Annotated in this window: 13 protein-coding genes; 6 read left to right on the forward strand and 7 right to left on the reverse strand. The window is 32.9% G+C overall.

The features are described from left to right. Positions 1-1,808 (reverse strand): choice-of-anchor L domain-containing protein (locus AC23MC_RS10145; RefSeq protein WP_487568250.1); only part of this gene is annotated, 1,808 nt, incomplete at its 3' end. Between the two features lie 131 nt (positions 1,809-1,939). On the opposite strand from AC23MC_RS10145, the gene AC23MC_RS10150 reads away from it, so the two are divergent. Beyond that, positions 1,940-2,839 carry a NifU family protein gene (locus AC23MC_RS10150; protein WP_487568251.1) on the forward strand — a complete coding sequence of 300 codons (900 nt, stop codon included), beginning with the start codon at positions 1,940-1,942 and terminating at the stop codon, positions 2,837-2,839. Between the two features lie 71 nt (positions 2,840-2,910). Here the strand turns inward: AC23MC_RS10150 and AC23MC_RS10155 are convergent, their stop codons facing one another. Continuing rightward, the gene (locus AC23MC_RS10155) at positions 2,911-5,166 is read right to left on the reverse strand and encodes an inorganic phosphate transporter (RefSeq protein WP_487568252.1); all 2,256 of its coding nucleotides are present in this window, start codon (positions 5,164-5,166) and stop codon (positions 2,911-2,913) included. Positions 5,167-5,294: 128 nt separating this feature from the next. Here AC23MC_RS10155 and AC23MC_RS10160 point away from each other — a divergent pair, with 128 nt between their 5' ends. From AC23MC_RS10160 to AC23MC_RS10175, 4 genes are all read left to right on the forward strand, one after another. Further along, positions 5,295-5,495 carry a dodecin family protein gene (locus AC23MC_RS10160; protein ID WP_291095914.1) on the forward strand — a complete coding sequence of 67 codons (201 nt, stop codon included), beginning with the start codon at positions 5,295-5,297 and terminating at the stop codon, positions 5,493-5,495. A gap of 55 nt (positions 5,496-5,550) precedes the next feature. Next, complete coding sequence (locus tag AC23MC_RS10165; protein WP_487568253.1) at positions 5,551-7,563, forward strand: thioredoxin domain-containing protein; 2,013 nt, start codon at positions 5,551-5,553, stop codon at positions 7,561-7,563. 58 nt (positions 7,564-7,621) lie between these two features. Beyond that, complete coding sequence (locus AC23MC_RS10170) at positions 7,622-8,152, forward strand: YtxH domain-containing protein (protein WP_487568254.1); 531 nt, start codon at positions 7,622-7,624, stop codon at positions 8,150-8,152. Between the two features lie 87 nt (positions 8,153-8,239). Next, positions 8,240-9,091: a mechanosensitive ion channel family protein gene (locus tag AC23MC_RS10175; protein WP_487568255.1), complete on the forward strand. Its 852-nt coding sequence runs from the start codon at positions 8,240-8,242 to the stop codon at positions 9,089-9,091. On the opposite strand, the gene tsaB is transcribed toward AC23MC_RS10175, so the two are convergent. The 3 genes from tsaB to AC23MC_RS10190 all read right to left on the reverse strand — a co-directional run bounded on the left by tsaB (position 9,078) and on the right by AC23MC_RS10190 (position 12,580). Continuing rightward, positions 9,078-9,734, reverse strand: coding sequence for a tRNA (adenosine(37)-N6)-threonylcarbamoyltransferase complex dimerization subunit type 1 TsaB (tsaB, locus tag AC23MC_RS10180; RefSeq protein ID WP_487568256.1), 657 nt, complete (start codon positions 9,732-9,734; stop codon positions 9,078-9,080). The genes AC23MC_RS10175 and tsaB overlap by 14 nt on opposite strands. Positions 9,735-9,821: 87 nt before the next feature. Continuing rightward, entirely contained in the window at positions 9,822-11,132 is a 1,311-nt protein-coding gene (locus tag AC23MC_RS10185; protein WP_487568257.1) for an efflux RND transporter periplasmic adaptor subunit, read from the reverse strand. 2 nt (positions 11,133-11,134) lie between these two features. Next, positions 11,135-12,580: a TolC family protein gene (locus AC23MC_RS10190; protein ID WP_487568258.1), complete on the reverse strand. Its 1,446-nt coding sequence runs from the start codon at positions 12,578-12,580 to the stop codon at positions 11,135-11,137. 151 nt (positions 12,581-12,731) lie between these two features. On the opposite strand from AC23MC_RS10190, the gene AC23MC_RS10195 reads away from it, so the two are divergent. After that, positions 12,732-14,141, forward strand: a complete 1,410-nt coding sequence (locus AC23MC_RS10195; protein WP_487568259.1) for a DUF4403 family protein — start codon at positions 12,732-12,734, stop codon at positions 14,139-14,141. Here the strand turns inward: AC23MC_RS10195 and AC23MC_RS10200 are convergent, their stop codons facing one another. Together AC23MC_RS10200 and AC23MC_RS10205 are read right to left on the reverse strand one after the other, a co-directional pair. Further along, the gene (locus AC23MC_RS10200) at positions 14,142-14,387 is read right to left on the reverse strand and encodes a hypothetical protein (RefSeq protein ID WP_487568260.1); all 246 of its coding nucleotides are present in this window, start codon (positions 14,385-14,387) and stop codon (positions 14,142-14,144) included. Further along, entirely contained in the window at positions 14,377-14,937 is a 561-nt protein-coding gene (locus AC23MC_RS10205) for a DUF420 domain-containing protein (RefSeq protein ID WP_487568261.1), read from the reverse strand. Before AC23MC_RS10205 ends, AC23MC_RS10200 begins: the two co-directional genes overlap by 11 nt. Position 14,938 lies beyond the last annotated feature (1 nt).

Genomic DNA, 14,938 nt, shown 5'->3' on the forward strand with positions numbered 1-14,938 from the left:
GTGGCCTGGTCCGAAGATCCTGTGATGCCTACAGGCGTAACAACTGTCCAGGTGTAGGTTGTGCCAGTGGGGACAACATTTGAACCCGTATTGGTTGGTGTAACTGTAAAAATATCTTCCGAACAAATTGTTTCTGTTATATCAGCTATTTCCGGTAAAGGATTAACTGTTAAAGTAAATGAATCTGTTCCGAAATTTAATGGAAAACCGATTTCTTCTACTCGAATATAAATAGTTTCATTTGTCCCGTTATAAGCATTAGCGGAAGGAATTGGAAAATCTCCTGTATCAGCATCCAATTGTGTATTGTGATAAGTAACTAAGTATAAAGCAGGGTCTAATCCGTTTAACGCATCATCATTATTCTGTGTTAAATCGAAAATTTCAAAATCATCATCAAGCGTAACTTCATCACACAAAACCAAATTTAGCGATTGCGGATTAAGTGTACAGGAGGATTGAATTAATTCGAAGGACTGAATATAAAGGCAATTACTGCTTAAAACATCAAAAACTCCAACATAAATAACTTCATTGGGCACAGAACTCACGTAAGCAGTTGTATTGCCAATAAAGTTAAATAATTCTAAATCTTCGGGAGACAGAGCATAATAGAGTTCATTCAAGGAAGAATCTAATCCATTAAGAACAATAGGTGTATTAATTGTTAAATCAAACACATTATCAGGGTCGCAATTTACCAAATCAATTGCTTCTCCATAATCTGGCTCTGTTAAAAAATCTACTGTAACAGTATCTGTCAAAGGACAAGCTGGACCATATGGATAGGCAAAAACCGTATACTCACCCGGCTCAGTAATTTCGAGCGTTGGACCTGTTTCTCCAACAATTAAATCAGTACCCAAATACCATTCATGAGGAACGGTATCAGGCAGTCCAGTTTGTAACGGCCGTATATCCGATTCACACATGGCCGAAGTACCACTAAAATCTCCTAAATCAATACTGTCAACTCTAAAATCTTCAAGAAAAACAGCCGAATCAAATGCACTATCCCCAACATTCGCGATCGCTAATTTTATATGATAGGTTTGCCCACACTCAACCGGATAAGTTGCGGTTAAAACTGTTGTAAAACCATCGTATTGAATAGTTGTTCCCCCACAATTATTTACGTAGTATTGTTGATTACTTGCTCCAGGTGCAGGAACAACAAAAGGACAACCAGGAAAACCAGGATTACCTCCATTTACATTACTAATTGAAACCACATTGGATCCAGTTGTAGTAGTTGGAACTAAAGCAATATTAACCGCTCCATTACTATACGGTCCAGCAATTCCTGGGCCACTCAAAAAAAAGCCAAAAACATCATTAACACCGGGGTTATTAACATATTCCGGATACTCTTCAGACGCAAAAACAAATCTAAAAGTTAATGGCGTACCTTGAGGAATAAAATCAAATTCTAAAATAGCCGTATTATTAATAGTATTTGTTGTTAACTGTTGTAAATCAGAATCCCCTCCCAGTGGACCTACTGCAACATTTGCACTATTTGAATTATTCGGGCCAACAGCAAGTTGTGCATTTCCCGTTGCTAAAATTATACCCCTATTAATGCCCATGTTAGTTGGTGTTACACCTGTGGTAAAAAAACCAGCTTTTGCATTAACCGCATTAGCAGGTGCTCCATTAAAAGTTATATTTGACGGTGTAACTCCAGGACCTAAGAAAACATCTTGCACCAAATCTGCAGGTGTGAACGTTGTATTATTTACAAACAATTGTGCATTAACACAAAACGGAAAAAGAAAAAGAATAAATAGAAGTAGTTGTTTTTTCATAGTTATTAAAAAAATGTTCCAACAATGGTGATTGTCAAAACACTTGGTAAAGTTGTGTTAATAAAAATTTAAAGTTCAAATATAGCTAAATACCAAAAATAACTTTGTTAAATTTGCAGAAAAAAGCTCAAATGACTAAATTATCGATAAAAGAAACCCAAAATCCTGCTATCATAAAGTTTGAATTTCAGGATTTTATTACTAAAAATAAAAGCTACGAATTCAAAAATATAGACGAAGCAGGCGAAAGTCCGTTAGCACAACAATTGTTTTATTTACCTTTTGTTAAAACTGTTTTTATATCCGGAAATTTTATTGCTATTGAAAGGTACAGTATTGTTCAATGGGATGATGTAAAAGATGCCGTTGCAGAACAAATCGAGGAATTTGTTGAAAAAGGCGGAATAATCATCAAAGAATCGATTGTTGAGACTAAAAAACAACCGGTCACAATTTATGCGGAATCTACTCCAAATCCGGCGGTTTTGAAATTTGTGGCTAATAAAATGTTGACATCCAAAACAGCAGAATTCAAAAATATTGACGAGGCTTTTCCTTCCGCTTTAGCGAAAGAATTATTCAAATTTCCGTATGTGAAAGAAATTTTTATGGATGAAAATTATATTTCCATCACAAAATACAACAGTTCTGATTGGCAGGAAATTTCAAACGAAATAAGAACATTCATCAAAGAATATGTTGAAAATGGAAATGAAATCATCAACGAAAGTTTATTGGTTTCTGTTCCGAAAAATGAAAAACAAGCACTTTCTAATTTTGATTCGCTTGACACGACTTCGCAACAAATCATCAACATTTTAGAAGAATATGTAAAACCGGCCGTTCAAGCCGATGGTGGAAATATTCTTTTTGATTCGTATGACGAAAGTGAAAAGCGTGTAAAAGTTGTTTTACAAGGAGCTTGTAGCGGTTGTCCTTCTTCAACATTTACATTAAAAAACGGTATTGAAAATATGTTGAAAGATATGCTGAATGATGAATCAATCAAAGTAGAAGCCATCAACGGATAAATCAAAACCTATAATAAACAAAAAATCCTTGAAGTAAATTTCAAGGATTTTTTTATGCTAAATATTTTTTATTATTTTTTATTCTTAACGTGAATGTTGAATTCTTGAAAAAGTTCTAATAAATTCATCGTCGCTTTTATCAAATCATTTGTTTCGAGCAATAATCCAAAGTATAATTTACTGTTTTTTGGACTGGTTTCTACCGTTCTGATTCTGGTAATTTGTTTTTGAATTAGATCGGAAACGTTATTCAAAATTTGATTTTTCTCTTTTAAAACTTCATCTAATTTATCAAAATTTTGGTCTTTAAAAATGGTTTCGATGTTATCAAACAATTTTTGCAATTCAACATCAACACTCTTTAAATCTCTGATTTGATTAAATTTAAGTTGTTTATGGTTATTGTTAATATGAGAATAACTGTTTTGTGTTATAAAAGCTAATGACTGAATCATATCTTGCAAATAACCCAAAATCATCACATAAAACTTACTTGCTTCGACAGAGGTTTCATCTAAGTTTTTGATGAAATAATAAACGTTACTTTTTAACTCATCTACCTCTTTTTCAAGCTTTTTCAATGCTTTTTTATTCTCTTTTAGTTTTGCTAAATCTTGTAATCCTAAATTATCAAGTACATCACTATATACTTTATTTGTTGTAGAAATCACTCTTGAAATTTGTTGAGAGCTTTCATTTATAATTTCTTTGATTGTAACAATATCCTCTTTTTTCAATTTTTTGATATCGTCTTCTTCTTTCAATTTTCTTTTATGGATTTGGTTACTTCTGTAAAAGAAAATAGCTACCACAATCATAAAGGCAAAAAACGCATACACCTGACCTATAAATAATATATAAGCGATAAGCCCAGACGAAAGAAACGCAACAATTGCGGTTACAAACCAACCGCCAATTACATTAAAAACACCGGCAACTCTGTATACGGCACTTTCTCTATCCCAAGCTCTATCTGCAAAAGACGAACCCATAGCCACCATAAATGTTACATACGTTGTAGAAAGCGGCAGTTTCATCGAAGTACCAATAGAAATTAAAACCGCAGCAACAACTAAGTTTACAGAGGCTCGAACCATATCAAACATAGGTTGCTTGTCTCTTTTCCCTTTAAATTCCGGTTGAACAAACTGAGCATCTAGTTTTGCCTGTAATGATTTTGGCAATATGAAACTAATAATATTACCTACATATAGCATTGCTCTAACCAAGTTACGGGAAAGTGTGTTGGAGTTAAATTTTTCTGTTCCTTCGCCTTGACGGGAAAGGTTTTGTTCAGTTTCAATTACTGTTCTCGCCTTTTTGGATGTCCATAATGTATAAACCATGATCGCTCCTGCTAATGCTAAAAACAAAAATGGAGCCGGTAGATTTTCTTCTTCTAAACCGGACATCATGAATTCGGTTGCACCAAGATTTTGTCCCGGAGCAATATAAATTTCATAGGCTTGATATGCTGCAATCGGCACTCCAATAAAGTTTACTAAATCATTTCCGGCAAAAGCTAAAGCCAGTCCAAAAGTACCAACAATGATAATGAATTTAAAAATGTTATATTTCACAACACTCATCAAAAATTGACAAACAAGTGTCCAAAAAACAAGTGAATAGCCAATAATGGTTAAAGGGCTATCTTTTATAAAATCTTTCACGTCGGAAGGAACAAAAGTCACTGATTTCAATCCCTTTACAAGGATGAAAAATGTAATAGCAGTCATTGCAACACCACCAAATGCTGCACCAACATATTTATATCTTTTATCTATATGAAAAGTAAATATTAATCTTGAAATATACTGAACTAAAGTTCCAAGTCCAAAAGAAAGTAGAACCGACAAGAGTATACTGTACACAATTTCAGTGGCTTTTTCGGTATTTATATACAGACCTATATCGTCCATGCTACCATCTGCTACATAAATTTTATAAATTGATAAAATCACAGATGCTCCTAACAAGGAAAAAATCACAGAAACTGTTGTTGATGTTGGCAAACCTAGTGTATTAAAAACATCCAACAGCAAAACATCCGTGATCATTACCGCTAAAAAGATAATAATTACATCATTAAAACTAAACATACTGGGTGTAAAAATTCCATTTCTGGCAATTTCCATCATCCCATTTGAATATAAAGCTCCTACCGCAACACCAATACTGGCAACAATCATTATTGTTTTAAAAGATACTGCTTTAGAACCTATTGCGGAGTTTAAGAAGTTTACCGCATCATTACTCACACCAACCATTAAGTCTGTTACAGCTAATATGGCAAGTGCAACAAGCATGATAATATATATCTGATCCATCAAGATAATTTTTTGCAAAATTCCGTTAACTATTTCAATCTAATGTTAAGCGAATGTTATCAATTTAAGATATATTTTTTTGAGATTTTACCAAAAATCATTACCTTTAATTCTTAAATTATATCATTATGGCAATATTAAAAGTTATTGAAGTCCTTTCCAGCTCAGAAGTTAGCTGGGAGGATGCTACACGCAAAGCAGTTGCTCAAGCGGCAAAATCATTAAAAAACATTCGCTCTGTTTATGTTCAAGATCAAAGTGCGGCTGTTAAAGACGGTCAGGTTTCAGAGTTTAGAGTGAATTTAAAAATCACTTTTGAATTAGAATAATCAATTAAAATCGTAATTTTAAGCGTTCTCAAAAGGAACGCTTTTTTTTATACTTATGAATGAACTAAAATTAGAAACTAGCCCCTACTTACTTCAGCACGCCAATAATCCGGTGAATTGGAAAGCTTGGAATGCACAAACATTAACCTCTGCAAAAGAAAATCAGAAACTCATTTTAATCAGCATTGGATATTCTGCTTGTCATTGGTGCCACGTGATGGAACACGAAAGTTTTGAAAAAGAAGAAGTGGCAAAAACAATGAACCAACATTTTACAAACATTAAAGTAGATCGCGAAGAACGTCCTGATGTGGATGCAATTTATATGAAAGCCGTTCAATTAATGACCGGAAGAGGTGGTTGGCCGCTCAACGTGGTTTGTCTTCCGGATGGAAAACCGGTTTGGGGTGGCACTTATTTCAGAAAAAATGATTGGATTAATACCTTGGAACAGTTGCAAGAACTGTATCAATCACAACCCGAAAAACTGGTTGAATATGCCGAAAAATTGCATGAAGGAATTGAAACGTTAGGTTTAACTGAAGAAAAATCAACTGAATTTGACATCACTATTTTAGATAATTTCTTAGCAAAATGGCAAAAAAGTTTCGATTGGGAATTTGGTGGCTATTCTCGTGCTCCAAAATTTATGATGCCAACGAATTATCAATTTTTGTTGCAGTATGGTTATTTGACTAAAAATGAAAAACTAGTAGAATATGTCGATTTAACATTAACTAAAATGGCTTATGGCGGAATTTTTGACACGGTTGATGGTGGTTTTTCACGTTATTCAGTTGATGTAAAATGGCACGTTCCTCATTTTGAAAAAATGGCTTATGACAATGGCCAATTGTTATCGCTTTATGCGAATGCTTACAAATTGACAAAAAATGAACTTTACAAAGAAATCATTGAAAAAACTACCGCTTTCATAGAAAAAGAATGGTTAACAAATGAAAGAGCATTCTTTTCCGCATTGGATGCCGATAGTTTAACTGTAGAAAATCATTTGGAAGAAGGTGCTTTTTATGTTTGGACGATTGACGAATTAAAAAATCTAATTCTAGATGATTTCGAATTGTTCTCAGATGTTTTTAACATAAATGAATTTGGACATTGGGAACACGGAAATTATGTTTTAATTCAAAAGGAAAGTTTAGAAGAAATTTCAAAAAAGAATTCTTTTTCAATTGATGAACTTCGACTGAAAAAGAAAAACTGGGAACAAATTCTATACAAAACAAGAGAAAAAAGACCAAAACCTCGCTTGGATGACAAATGCATCACGTCTTGGAATGCCATTTTATTAAAAGGTTTTGTAGATAGTTTTAAAGCATTAGGAGATGAAAATCATTTGAATATAGCTTTAAAAAATGCTCATTTTATTGCAAATAAAATTTGGTCTCCCGACGGAAATTTGATGCACATTTACAAAAATGAAAAAACCTCTATCAATGGATTTTTAGAAGATTATGCTTTTGTGATTGATGGTTTTATATCTCTTTACGAAGTTACTTTTGATGAAAATTGGCTTTTGCACAGTAAAAATTTGATTAATTATTGTTTGGATCATTTTTATGATGAGAAAAAGCAATTATTTCGTTTTACTTCTGATTTGGATGAAGCTCTGATTTCGAGTCATTTTGAAATTGAAGACAATGTGATTCCGGCTTCCAATTCGGTTATGGCGAGCAATTTATTTAAACTCAGTGTTTATTTTGAAAATTCGCACTACGAGGAAATTTCACGTCAAATGGTTTCTCAAATTATCCCATCGATTGATTATCCTTCAGCTTTTTCACATTGGTTGATAGCAGCTTTGCATTTTTCGGATTATCAGAAGGAATTGGCAATTTGCGGAGAAGCGAGTTTGGTTCATTTGAAAGAAATCAATCAAAATTATTTTCCTTCGATAGTGCTTTCAGGAAGTGAAAAAAAATCAGATTTACCCTTTTTAAAAAACCGCCTTTTAGAAAACAAAACGCTCTTTTATCTTTGTCAAAATAAAATGTGTTTAGCACCAAAAAATAATATCTCTGAAGTTTACAAAGATTTAAATTACTAATTATAAAAAAGTTAGCAAAAATTAGTAGATTTGGCACTCAATTTAAACAATAAACACCATGGGACTAGGAAGTTTTTTTAAAAATTTGTTCGGTTCGGCCAAAGAAACCGCATCAGAAGTTGCCGATAAAGCAGAAATTGTTTTAGATCAGGCAAAAGAAAAAGCTACAGAATATGCTGCAAAAGCAGAAGATTATGTAGAAAAAGCAGTTGAAAACGTAAAGGAATCGTATCCTGAAGTAAAAGAAAAAGTAGAAGATTTTGCCGAAAAAGCAAAAGAAACCGTTTCTGAATATGCCGAAAAAGCAGGCGATGCAATTGAAAATGTTGTGGATGATGTTAAAGAAAAAGTAAGTTCATTTACTTCCTCTGCCAAAGAAGAAACAAAAGAAGCAACTTCGAATTTTGCTGAGAAAGTAGAAGAAACTGCTGAAGAAGTAAAAGAAAAAACAGTTGAAACTGCTGCTGTTGCAACCGAAAAAGCAGAAGAAGTTGTTGAAACTGTTGAAGAAAAAGCAGAAGAACTTTCGGGAGATTTAGATGAAAAAGTAGAGGAAATCAAAAAAGCATCAGATGAAAATGCTGACTAAATTTTAAGTTTTCTTTAAAAGGATTACTTTATTAAAAAATATACCTTTGCAACTCTTAAATCACTAAATGATTTGAGAGTTTTTTTTATGGATTTAATTGTTGTAAATACAGATTATGTAACAAAATATTGGGACTATTTCACCAAAGTTTTGATGGAATATTCGCCCAGATTGATTTCTGCTACTATAATTCTAGTTATTGGTTGGACAGCCATTCGATTAATTAAAAAGTTAATCGTTAGAATAATGACCAAACGGGAAATGGAACCTACTTTGTCAAAATTTTTAGCCGATATTTTAATTTGGACATTAAAAATTTTACTTTTTGTAACGGTTATATCAAGACTTGGCGTTGAAAATTCTTCATTTGTAGCGATTATTGGTGCCGCAGGACTTGCCGTTGGTTTATCTTTACAGGGTTCGCTATCCAACTTTGCTGGTGGTGTTTTAATTATTATGTTCAAACCATTTAAAGTTGGTGATTTTATTGAAGCTCAAGGCGTTTCAGGAACTGTAAAACAGATTCAAATTTTTGTAACTCAACTAGCAACGGTTGACAATCAAGTTATTTTTGTCCCAAATGGGTCATTATCAAACGGTAATATTATAAATTATTCTTATGCCACAACTCGAAGAGCCAATTTAGTAATTGGCATTAGTTATGGTTCTGATATTAAAAAGGCGAAACAAATTGCGATGGAAGTGATGGAAAATCATCCTGCAGTTTTAAAAGACCCAGCTCCGGTAGTTTTAGTTGATAGTTTAGCAGATAGTTCCATTAATTTAGCAATTAGACCTTGGGCAAATTTGGAAGATTTTTTTATGATGCGTTCTGATATTTTAGAGCAAATCAAACATAAATTTGATGAAAACGAGATTGAAATTCCATTTCCACAGCTTGATTTTCATATCAAAGAATTAAAATCTAAGAAATCATAAAATCTTTTAAATAAAAAGGTTCAAAATAAGCTACATCTTCAAAGCGATTATTCGTGAATAAAGTGTAGCTTTTTTTAGTCATTTGTTTTGCAGAGGGATATATTACATCATCTAAAAAAATAAAATTTTCTTTTTTCAGAATTGTTTTAGCTTTTTGCGAACTATCTCCAACAAAATAAACTGTTTGATTTAAATCTGAAAATGATTCTTCAGTAAGAATCTCAGCTTTTGTCTCTCTAATTTTTTGATGATTTTTATCGAATATAGCCGAATAAACTTCCATTCGTCTGGCATCAATCATAGGAACAATCACTCCTTCTTCAATTGCTATTTGAGAAGCTAAAACTTCCAAAGTATCAACAGCAATCAAAGGAATTTCTAACGCATAACACAATCCTTTTGCTGCAGAAACACCAATTCGCAAGCCGGTATAGGAACCCGGACCTTGACTTACAGCCACGGCTTTTAAATCTGAGAATTTCAAATTGGCTTCTATTAAAATTTCTTCAATAAAAACATGCAACTTTTCTGCATGCGAATACCCCATTTCTGCTATTTCTCTGCAAACAATGATTTCCCCGTTTTTTGCTAAAGCAACTGAACAATTTTTGGTGGATGTTTCTATGTTAAGTATATATGCCATAATTGTGATTGAAGATGCAAAAATAAGACATAAAAAAAGGAAACTAAATTTTTAATCTAATTTCCTTTTGAATTTTTAATAACAACGTTATTTTTTGATTTCCTTAGCTTTTTCTTCTTCCGTTTTAATAAAAACAAAATCTCCGGAGTTTAAATCTTTGGTAACGGTTGTATAAGGTCCAACAATTACAACATCACCTTTTTTCAAACCTTGAATTACTTCAATATTAGAATCGTCTTGAATTCCGGTTTTTATAATTCTGATTTTAGCTTTATCGCCAACTTTAACAAAAACACATTCTAATTTTTTGTCTGTTTTTTGAACTACGGCTTCTGCATTTTCACCTTCTTCTGATTTAACATCAACTTTGTTTGAACTCAATGTGTCTGATTTCATTACCACAGCACTAATTGGAACAGCAATTACTTTTTCTTTTCTTTTGGTGATAATATCAACCGTTGCTGTCATTCCGGGTCTGAATGGAGAATAACTTTCCGGTTTCCCTTCCACCAAATCCATATATGATTCTTTTAAAATTCTAACTTTAACTTTAAAATTTGTTACCTGATCTGCAGTAACAGCATTACTTGCTGAGTTTGAAATGCTGGTTACTATTCCTTTGAATTCTTTTTTCAAATAGGCATCCACTTCAATGTTTGTAGAATCGCCAATGTTTATTTTAACGATATCATTTTCATTTACATCTACTTCAACTTCCATATTATTCAAATTGGCAACACGCAAAATCTCTGTACCGGTCATTTGTTGCGTACCTAAAACACGTTCTCCTAATTCTACTGAAAGTAACGATACAGTTCCATCAGCCGGAGCATAAATGGTTGTTCTTCCCAAGTTGTCTTTTGCTTCGGTAACGGTTGCTGCGGCACTTTGAACGCCATAATAGGCAGCTTGTTTCGCGGCTTGTGCACCTTCAAAAGTAGCTACTACTCTATCCCATTCAGATTTTGAAATAATTCCCTTGTCAAAAAGAGTTTTGTTTCGGTTGTAATTTGCTTGTGCTTCTTTAAATGTTGCATCAGCCTGGCTCAAGCCTGCTTTTGTGTTCGATAAGCCAGCTACAGATCGATTTAAACTTGATGTATATAAATCAGGATTTATTCTAACTAACAAATCACCTTTTTTAACTAATTGACCTTCTTTGATTGGCAATTCGATAATTTCTCCGGAAACTTCAGAGGATATTTTAATTTCTGTTTCCGGTTGAATTTTTCCTGTAGCCGAAACGGTTTCTATGATTGTAATTTCATTAACAGCGGCTATTTCAACTTCTTTTCCTTTATTTTTATTGCCGATTACACCTGTTTTTGATAATACTATTAACAGAATAATCAATCCTACTGCGATTCCTAAAAAGGTATATATTACTTTTTTTGACATAATTATGGTTTTTGAATAATTGGGATTCCGAAATAAAATTCTAATATTTTGGTTCTAAAGATGTAGTCATATTTTGTTCTTAAAACCTCTGACTGAGCATTGACTAACAATGTTTGTGATTGATTAAAATCGAAAGCATTCATTAAACCAACATCAAAACGTTCTTTGGCATAATTATAGGCTTCTTGTCTGGCTTCAACTGTTGTAACTGCTGCTTCGTATGATTTCAACGCTCCTTTTACATCGGTAAATGCGGTGTAAACATTTCTTTCTAACGTTAACTCTTCTTGCTCATAGGCAATTTTGGTTCTTTCCAAAGCTACTTTTGAGCGTTGTACATTGTTTCGAGTTGAAAATCCGTTAAAAATAGGAATGGTTAATTGCACGCCAAAATTTTGTCCTTTATTATCATCAAATTGATTAAAAATTGGAGAAGGATTTCCTAAAATTGCATTAAAATTAGGTTGCAAAACATTTTGATTTGTTCCTTCCACCACACCAATTACCGAAGTTGGATTGGTTGGATCTAACTCAATTCCTGTAACTCGATCTAAATTAGAAGCTCTAGTGCTAAAACTATAAAACCCTTGTAATCTTGGTTGATAAGCTCCTCTGGCAATAGAAACATCTTTTTCTGCAATTTCTAAATTAGTCTGAGCAATTTTAAGTTCTGTTCTTGTTTCTTTTGCTTTTTGATAAATTGCTTCCGGAGTTTGAAGCAATAACGGGCTTTCGGTTGCTTCATATTCTCTGTCTATGATATCAAAATCTTTAAAATCTTCCAACTGCAAAAGTTGAGCAAGACTTAATTTTGAAATCAACAATACATTTTCTGCATTAATAACCATTTGTTGACTGGTTGCAACAGTGGCTTTTATATCCATCAAATCTCCTCTGGGAATAACGCCAGCTTCTAACAATTGCTCAGAACGTTCCATTTGTCGTTGATTATTGAGCAATTGTTCATTTTGAACTTTTAAATTTTCTTTGTTGAACAAAATCTGCAAAAAGGCATTCGCTACATTCAAAGCAATATCTTCTTGCATTTTTGTTAACTGATACTGACTTGCAATTTGAGATAAACTCGCTCTGCGAAGACGGTACTGATTTTGAAGTCCGTTATAAATATCAACCCCAACATTAACCCCGGCAGATGTAAACTGCGTGGTTTGATTTTCTAACAAACCTGTTGTAATATTCTGGTTTAAACCGATATTCCAAGAATGAGATGCTGTTGCATTGGCTGAAGGCAGAAAACTTCCTATTGCTGTGCTTCGTTCAATGTCGGCCAACTCTTTATCGAGTGCTGTGTTTTTGATGGAAATATTATTTTCAAGTGCATGATTCACGCACTCTTCCAATGTCCACTTTTTTGATTGGGAATGGGATGTAATTCCGAATAAAATTATCCAAAACCAAACCACTTTTTTTATTGTCGAACTTTTCATTATAAATTTTTGAAATAGTTGCTGCATTAGAATACAAATTTAATTCATTAGAATTTTATACCCATAGGACGCATAAATTATTTTTGTGTTACAACAAAATGAAAAAATCTGAAAATAAATTACATTTACACTCTCAAATGAAAGTTGAAAAATGAAATATCTCCTAATTCCGATAGTGCTTTTTGTACTTATTATTATTTTATCTTCCTGTTCAACAGCAAAAAAGTTAGACCTTATCAAACCTGAACCCGATAATGCTGATCCAGTTGAATATGAAACAACGACTTCGTTCATTAATCTTCCGGTTACTATTCAACTTAAAGACATTGAAAATCAAACTAACAAATTATTGAATGGTTTAATTTACAACGATACCATTCTGAAAGATGATGATTTAGAATTAAAAGTTTGGAAACAAGCTCCTATAAAAATTGAAACTCAAAAAGAAGGAAATGTGACCAAAATAGTAACCACTTTGCCCTTAAAAGTAAATGGAAAATACCGTTATGGATTTGAAAAAATGGGCATTAGCCTTTATGACACAAAAGAGTTCAACCTCAATGGTGTTGTAACGTTAATTAGCGATGTTGGTTTAACGAATTGGCAACTAAACACAAGTACAAAGATAAAATCATTAGATTGGACAGAAAGTCCTTCTGTAGTTATTGCTGGGAAAAACATTCCGATTACTTATCTCATCAATCCGGCAGTGCGGCTTTTTAAATCGAAAATTGAAAAAAGCATTGACGATTCGATTAAAGAATCGTTGAATTTTAAACCACAAGTTTTAGATGCATTAGATAAAATTGCGACTCCTTTCGAAATGAGTGAACAATATGCCAGTTGGCTTAGAATTGTTCCGATAGAATTATATGCTACTGATGCCGTTTTACAAAAAAAAGAAATCAAATTAGAAATGGGTTTAAAATGTTCTATGGAAACAATTGTTGGAAAAACTCCCGAGAAAAAATTTGATAAAAATAAAATTGTACTAAAACCGGTTACTAAAATGCCGGATCATATTTCTGCTAATATTATTGCCGTTTCAACTTATGCTGACGCTTCCAGAATTATGACTCAGAATTTTCAAGGTCAAGAATTTGGTGATGGAAAGCAAAAAGTAAAAGTTACAAAAGTTGATCTTTGGCATAGAGATGGTAAAATGATAATCGCTTTGGATATGCTTGGAAGCATCAACGGAACAGTATATTTAGCTGGTTTCCCTCAATATAATGAAGAAACTAAGGAAATTTATTTTGACCAATTAGATTATGTGTTGAATACAAAAAGTTTCTTAGTTCGATCTGCCAATTGGTTAGCTCAAGGTTATGTTTTGAGAAAAATTCAGGAAAGTTGTCGTTATTCTATCAAACCTAATTTGGATGAAGGAAAAGCCAATGTGATGCAATATCTTCAAAACTACTCGCCAATGAAAGGTGTTTTTGTGAATGGAAAATTGGATGACTTTGAGTTTCAAAAAATTCAATTAACCAACAAAGCCATCTTAGCATTTATTAAAGGAAGCGGAAAAGTGGATGTAAAAATTGATGGAATTGAATAATCAAGAAGATACTTCTGAGGCAGGCTTCTTTTTAAATTTCATACGATACACTACATAAAAAACAATGGCCACCATGATGTAAGGAAAAGCCATGAGATAGACGATTCCGTCATTAATGGCTTCAGCTTTAGAACTATCGCCTTCACTTTCCAAGGCAGCTCGGCACATGGCACATTGAGCAGAAGAGGAAAATCCGATTAGAAAAATGAATGCAATTATCGAATATTTTAAAAACTTAGTAAACATAATACGGTGCAATCATTAAATAAACAATCACGCCCGTAATTGCAACATATAACCAAATTGGGAACGTGATTTTAGCGATTTTTTTGTGTTTATCAAATCGTTCTGCCAAGGCTTTAACATAGGTTATCAATACCAACGGAATTACAGCTATAGAAAGCAAGATATGTGAAATAAGAATAAAGAAATAAACATAACGAATTGCTCCAACTCCGCCAAAAGGTGTGCTATCAGTAGTCATATGATAGGCTACATACATCACTAAAAACACCACAGAACAAGCAATGGCACTTTGCATCAGATTTTGATGCATTTTTTTATTGCCGTTTTTAATTGCATAAACACCTAAAATCAACAACATGGCAGTAATACCGTTGATGAATGCATAAATTGGAGGTAAAAAGGTTAATGGCTCAACATCTATTCCGTAATCTTTTAATTTTACTTTGAATAAAATGGCCACTAAAACCGGAACAGCAATAGAAAGGGTTATAATTAATGCATTGAACTTTTTTTCAACTGAATATTTCTCGTCTAAATTATTCTCTTCCATG

The organism is Flavobacterium sp. T50_26, assembly GCF_057652995.1.

What these genes read in the sequence shown, in the direction of transcription:
- AC23MC_RS10195 (WP_487568259.1), top strand. Translation starts at nt 12,732, where the DNA reads ATGAAATATCTCCTAATTCCGATAGTGCTTTTTGTACTTATTATTATT.
- AC23MC_RS10165 (WP_487568253.1), top strand. Translation starts at nt 5,551, where the DNA reads ATGAATGAACTAAAATTAGAAACTAGCCCCTACTTACTTCAGCACGCC.
- AC23MC_RS10155 (WP_487568252.1), bottom strand. Translation starts at nt 5,166, where the DNA reads ATGGATCAGATATATATTATCATGCTTGTTGCACTTGCCATATTAGCT.
- AC23MC_RS10185 (WP_487568257.1), bottom strand. Translation starts at nt 11,132, where the DNA reads ATGTCAAAAAAAGTAATATATACCTTTTTAGGAATCGCAGTAGGATTG.
- AC23MC_RS10170 (WP_487568254.1), top strand. Translation starts at nt 7,622, where the DNA reads ATGGGACTAGGAAGTTTTTTTAAAAATTTGTTCGGTTCGGCCAAAGAA.
- AC23MC_RS10175 (WP_487568255.1), top strand. Translation starts at nt 8,240, where the DNA reads ATGGATTTAATTGTTGTAAATACAGATTATGTAACAAAATATTGGGAC.
- AC23MC_RS10205 (WP_487568261.1), bottom strand. Translation starts at nt 14,937, where the DNA reads ATGGAAGAGAATAATTTAGACGAGAAATATTCAGTTGAAAAAAAGTTC.
- AC23MC_RS10150 (WP_487568251.1), top strand. Translation starts at nt 1,940, where the DNA reads ATGACTAAATTATCGATAAAAGAAACCCAAAATCCTGCTATCATAAAG.
- AC23MC_RS10160 (WP_291095914.1), top strand. Translation starts at nt 5,295, where the DNA reads ATGGCAATATTAAAAGTTATTGAAGTCCTTTCCAGCTCAGAAGTTAGC.
- AC23MC_RS10190 (WP_487568258.1), bottom strand. Translation starts at nt 12,580, where the DNA reads ATGAAAAGTTCGACAATAAAAAAAGTGGTTTGGTTTTGGATAATTTTA.
- AC23MC_RS10200 (WP_487568260.1), bottom strand. Translation starts at nt 14,387, where the DNA reads ATGTTTACTAAGTTTTTAAAATATTCGATAATTGCATTCATTTTTCTA.
- tsaB (WP_487568256.1), bottom strand. Translation starts at nt 9,734, where the DNA reads ATGGCATATATACTTAACATAGAAACATCCACCAAAAATTGTTCAGTT.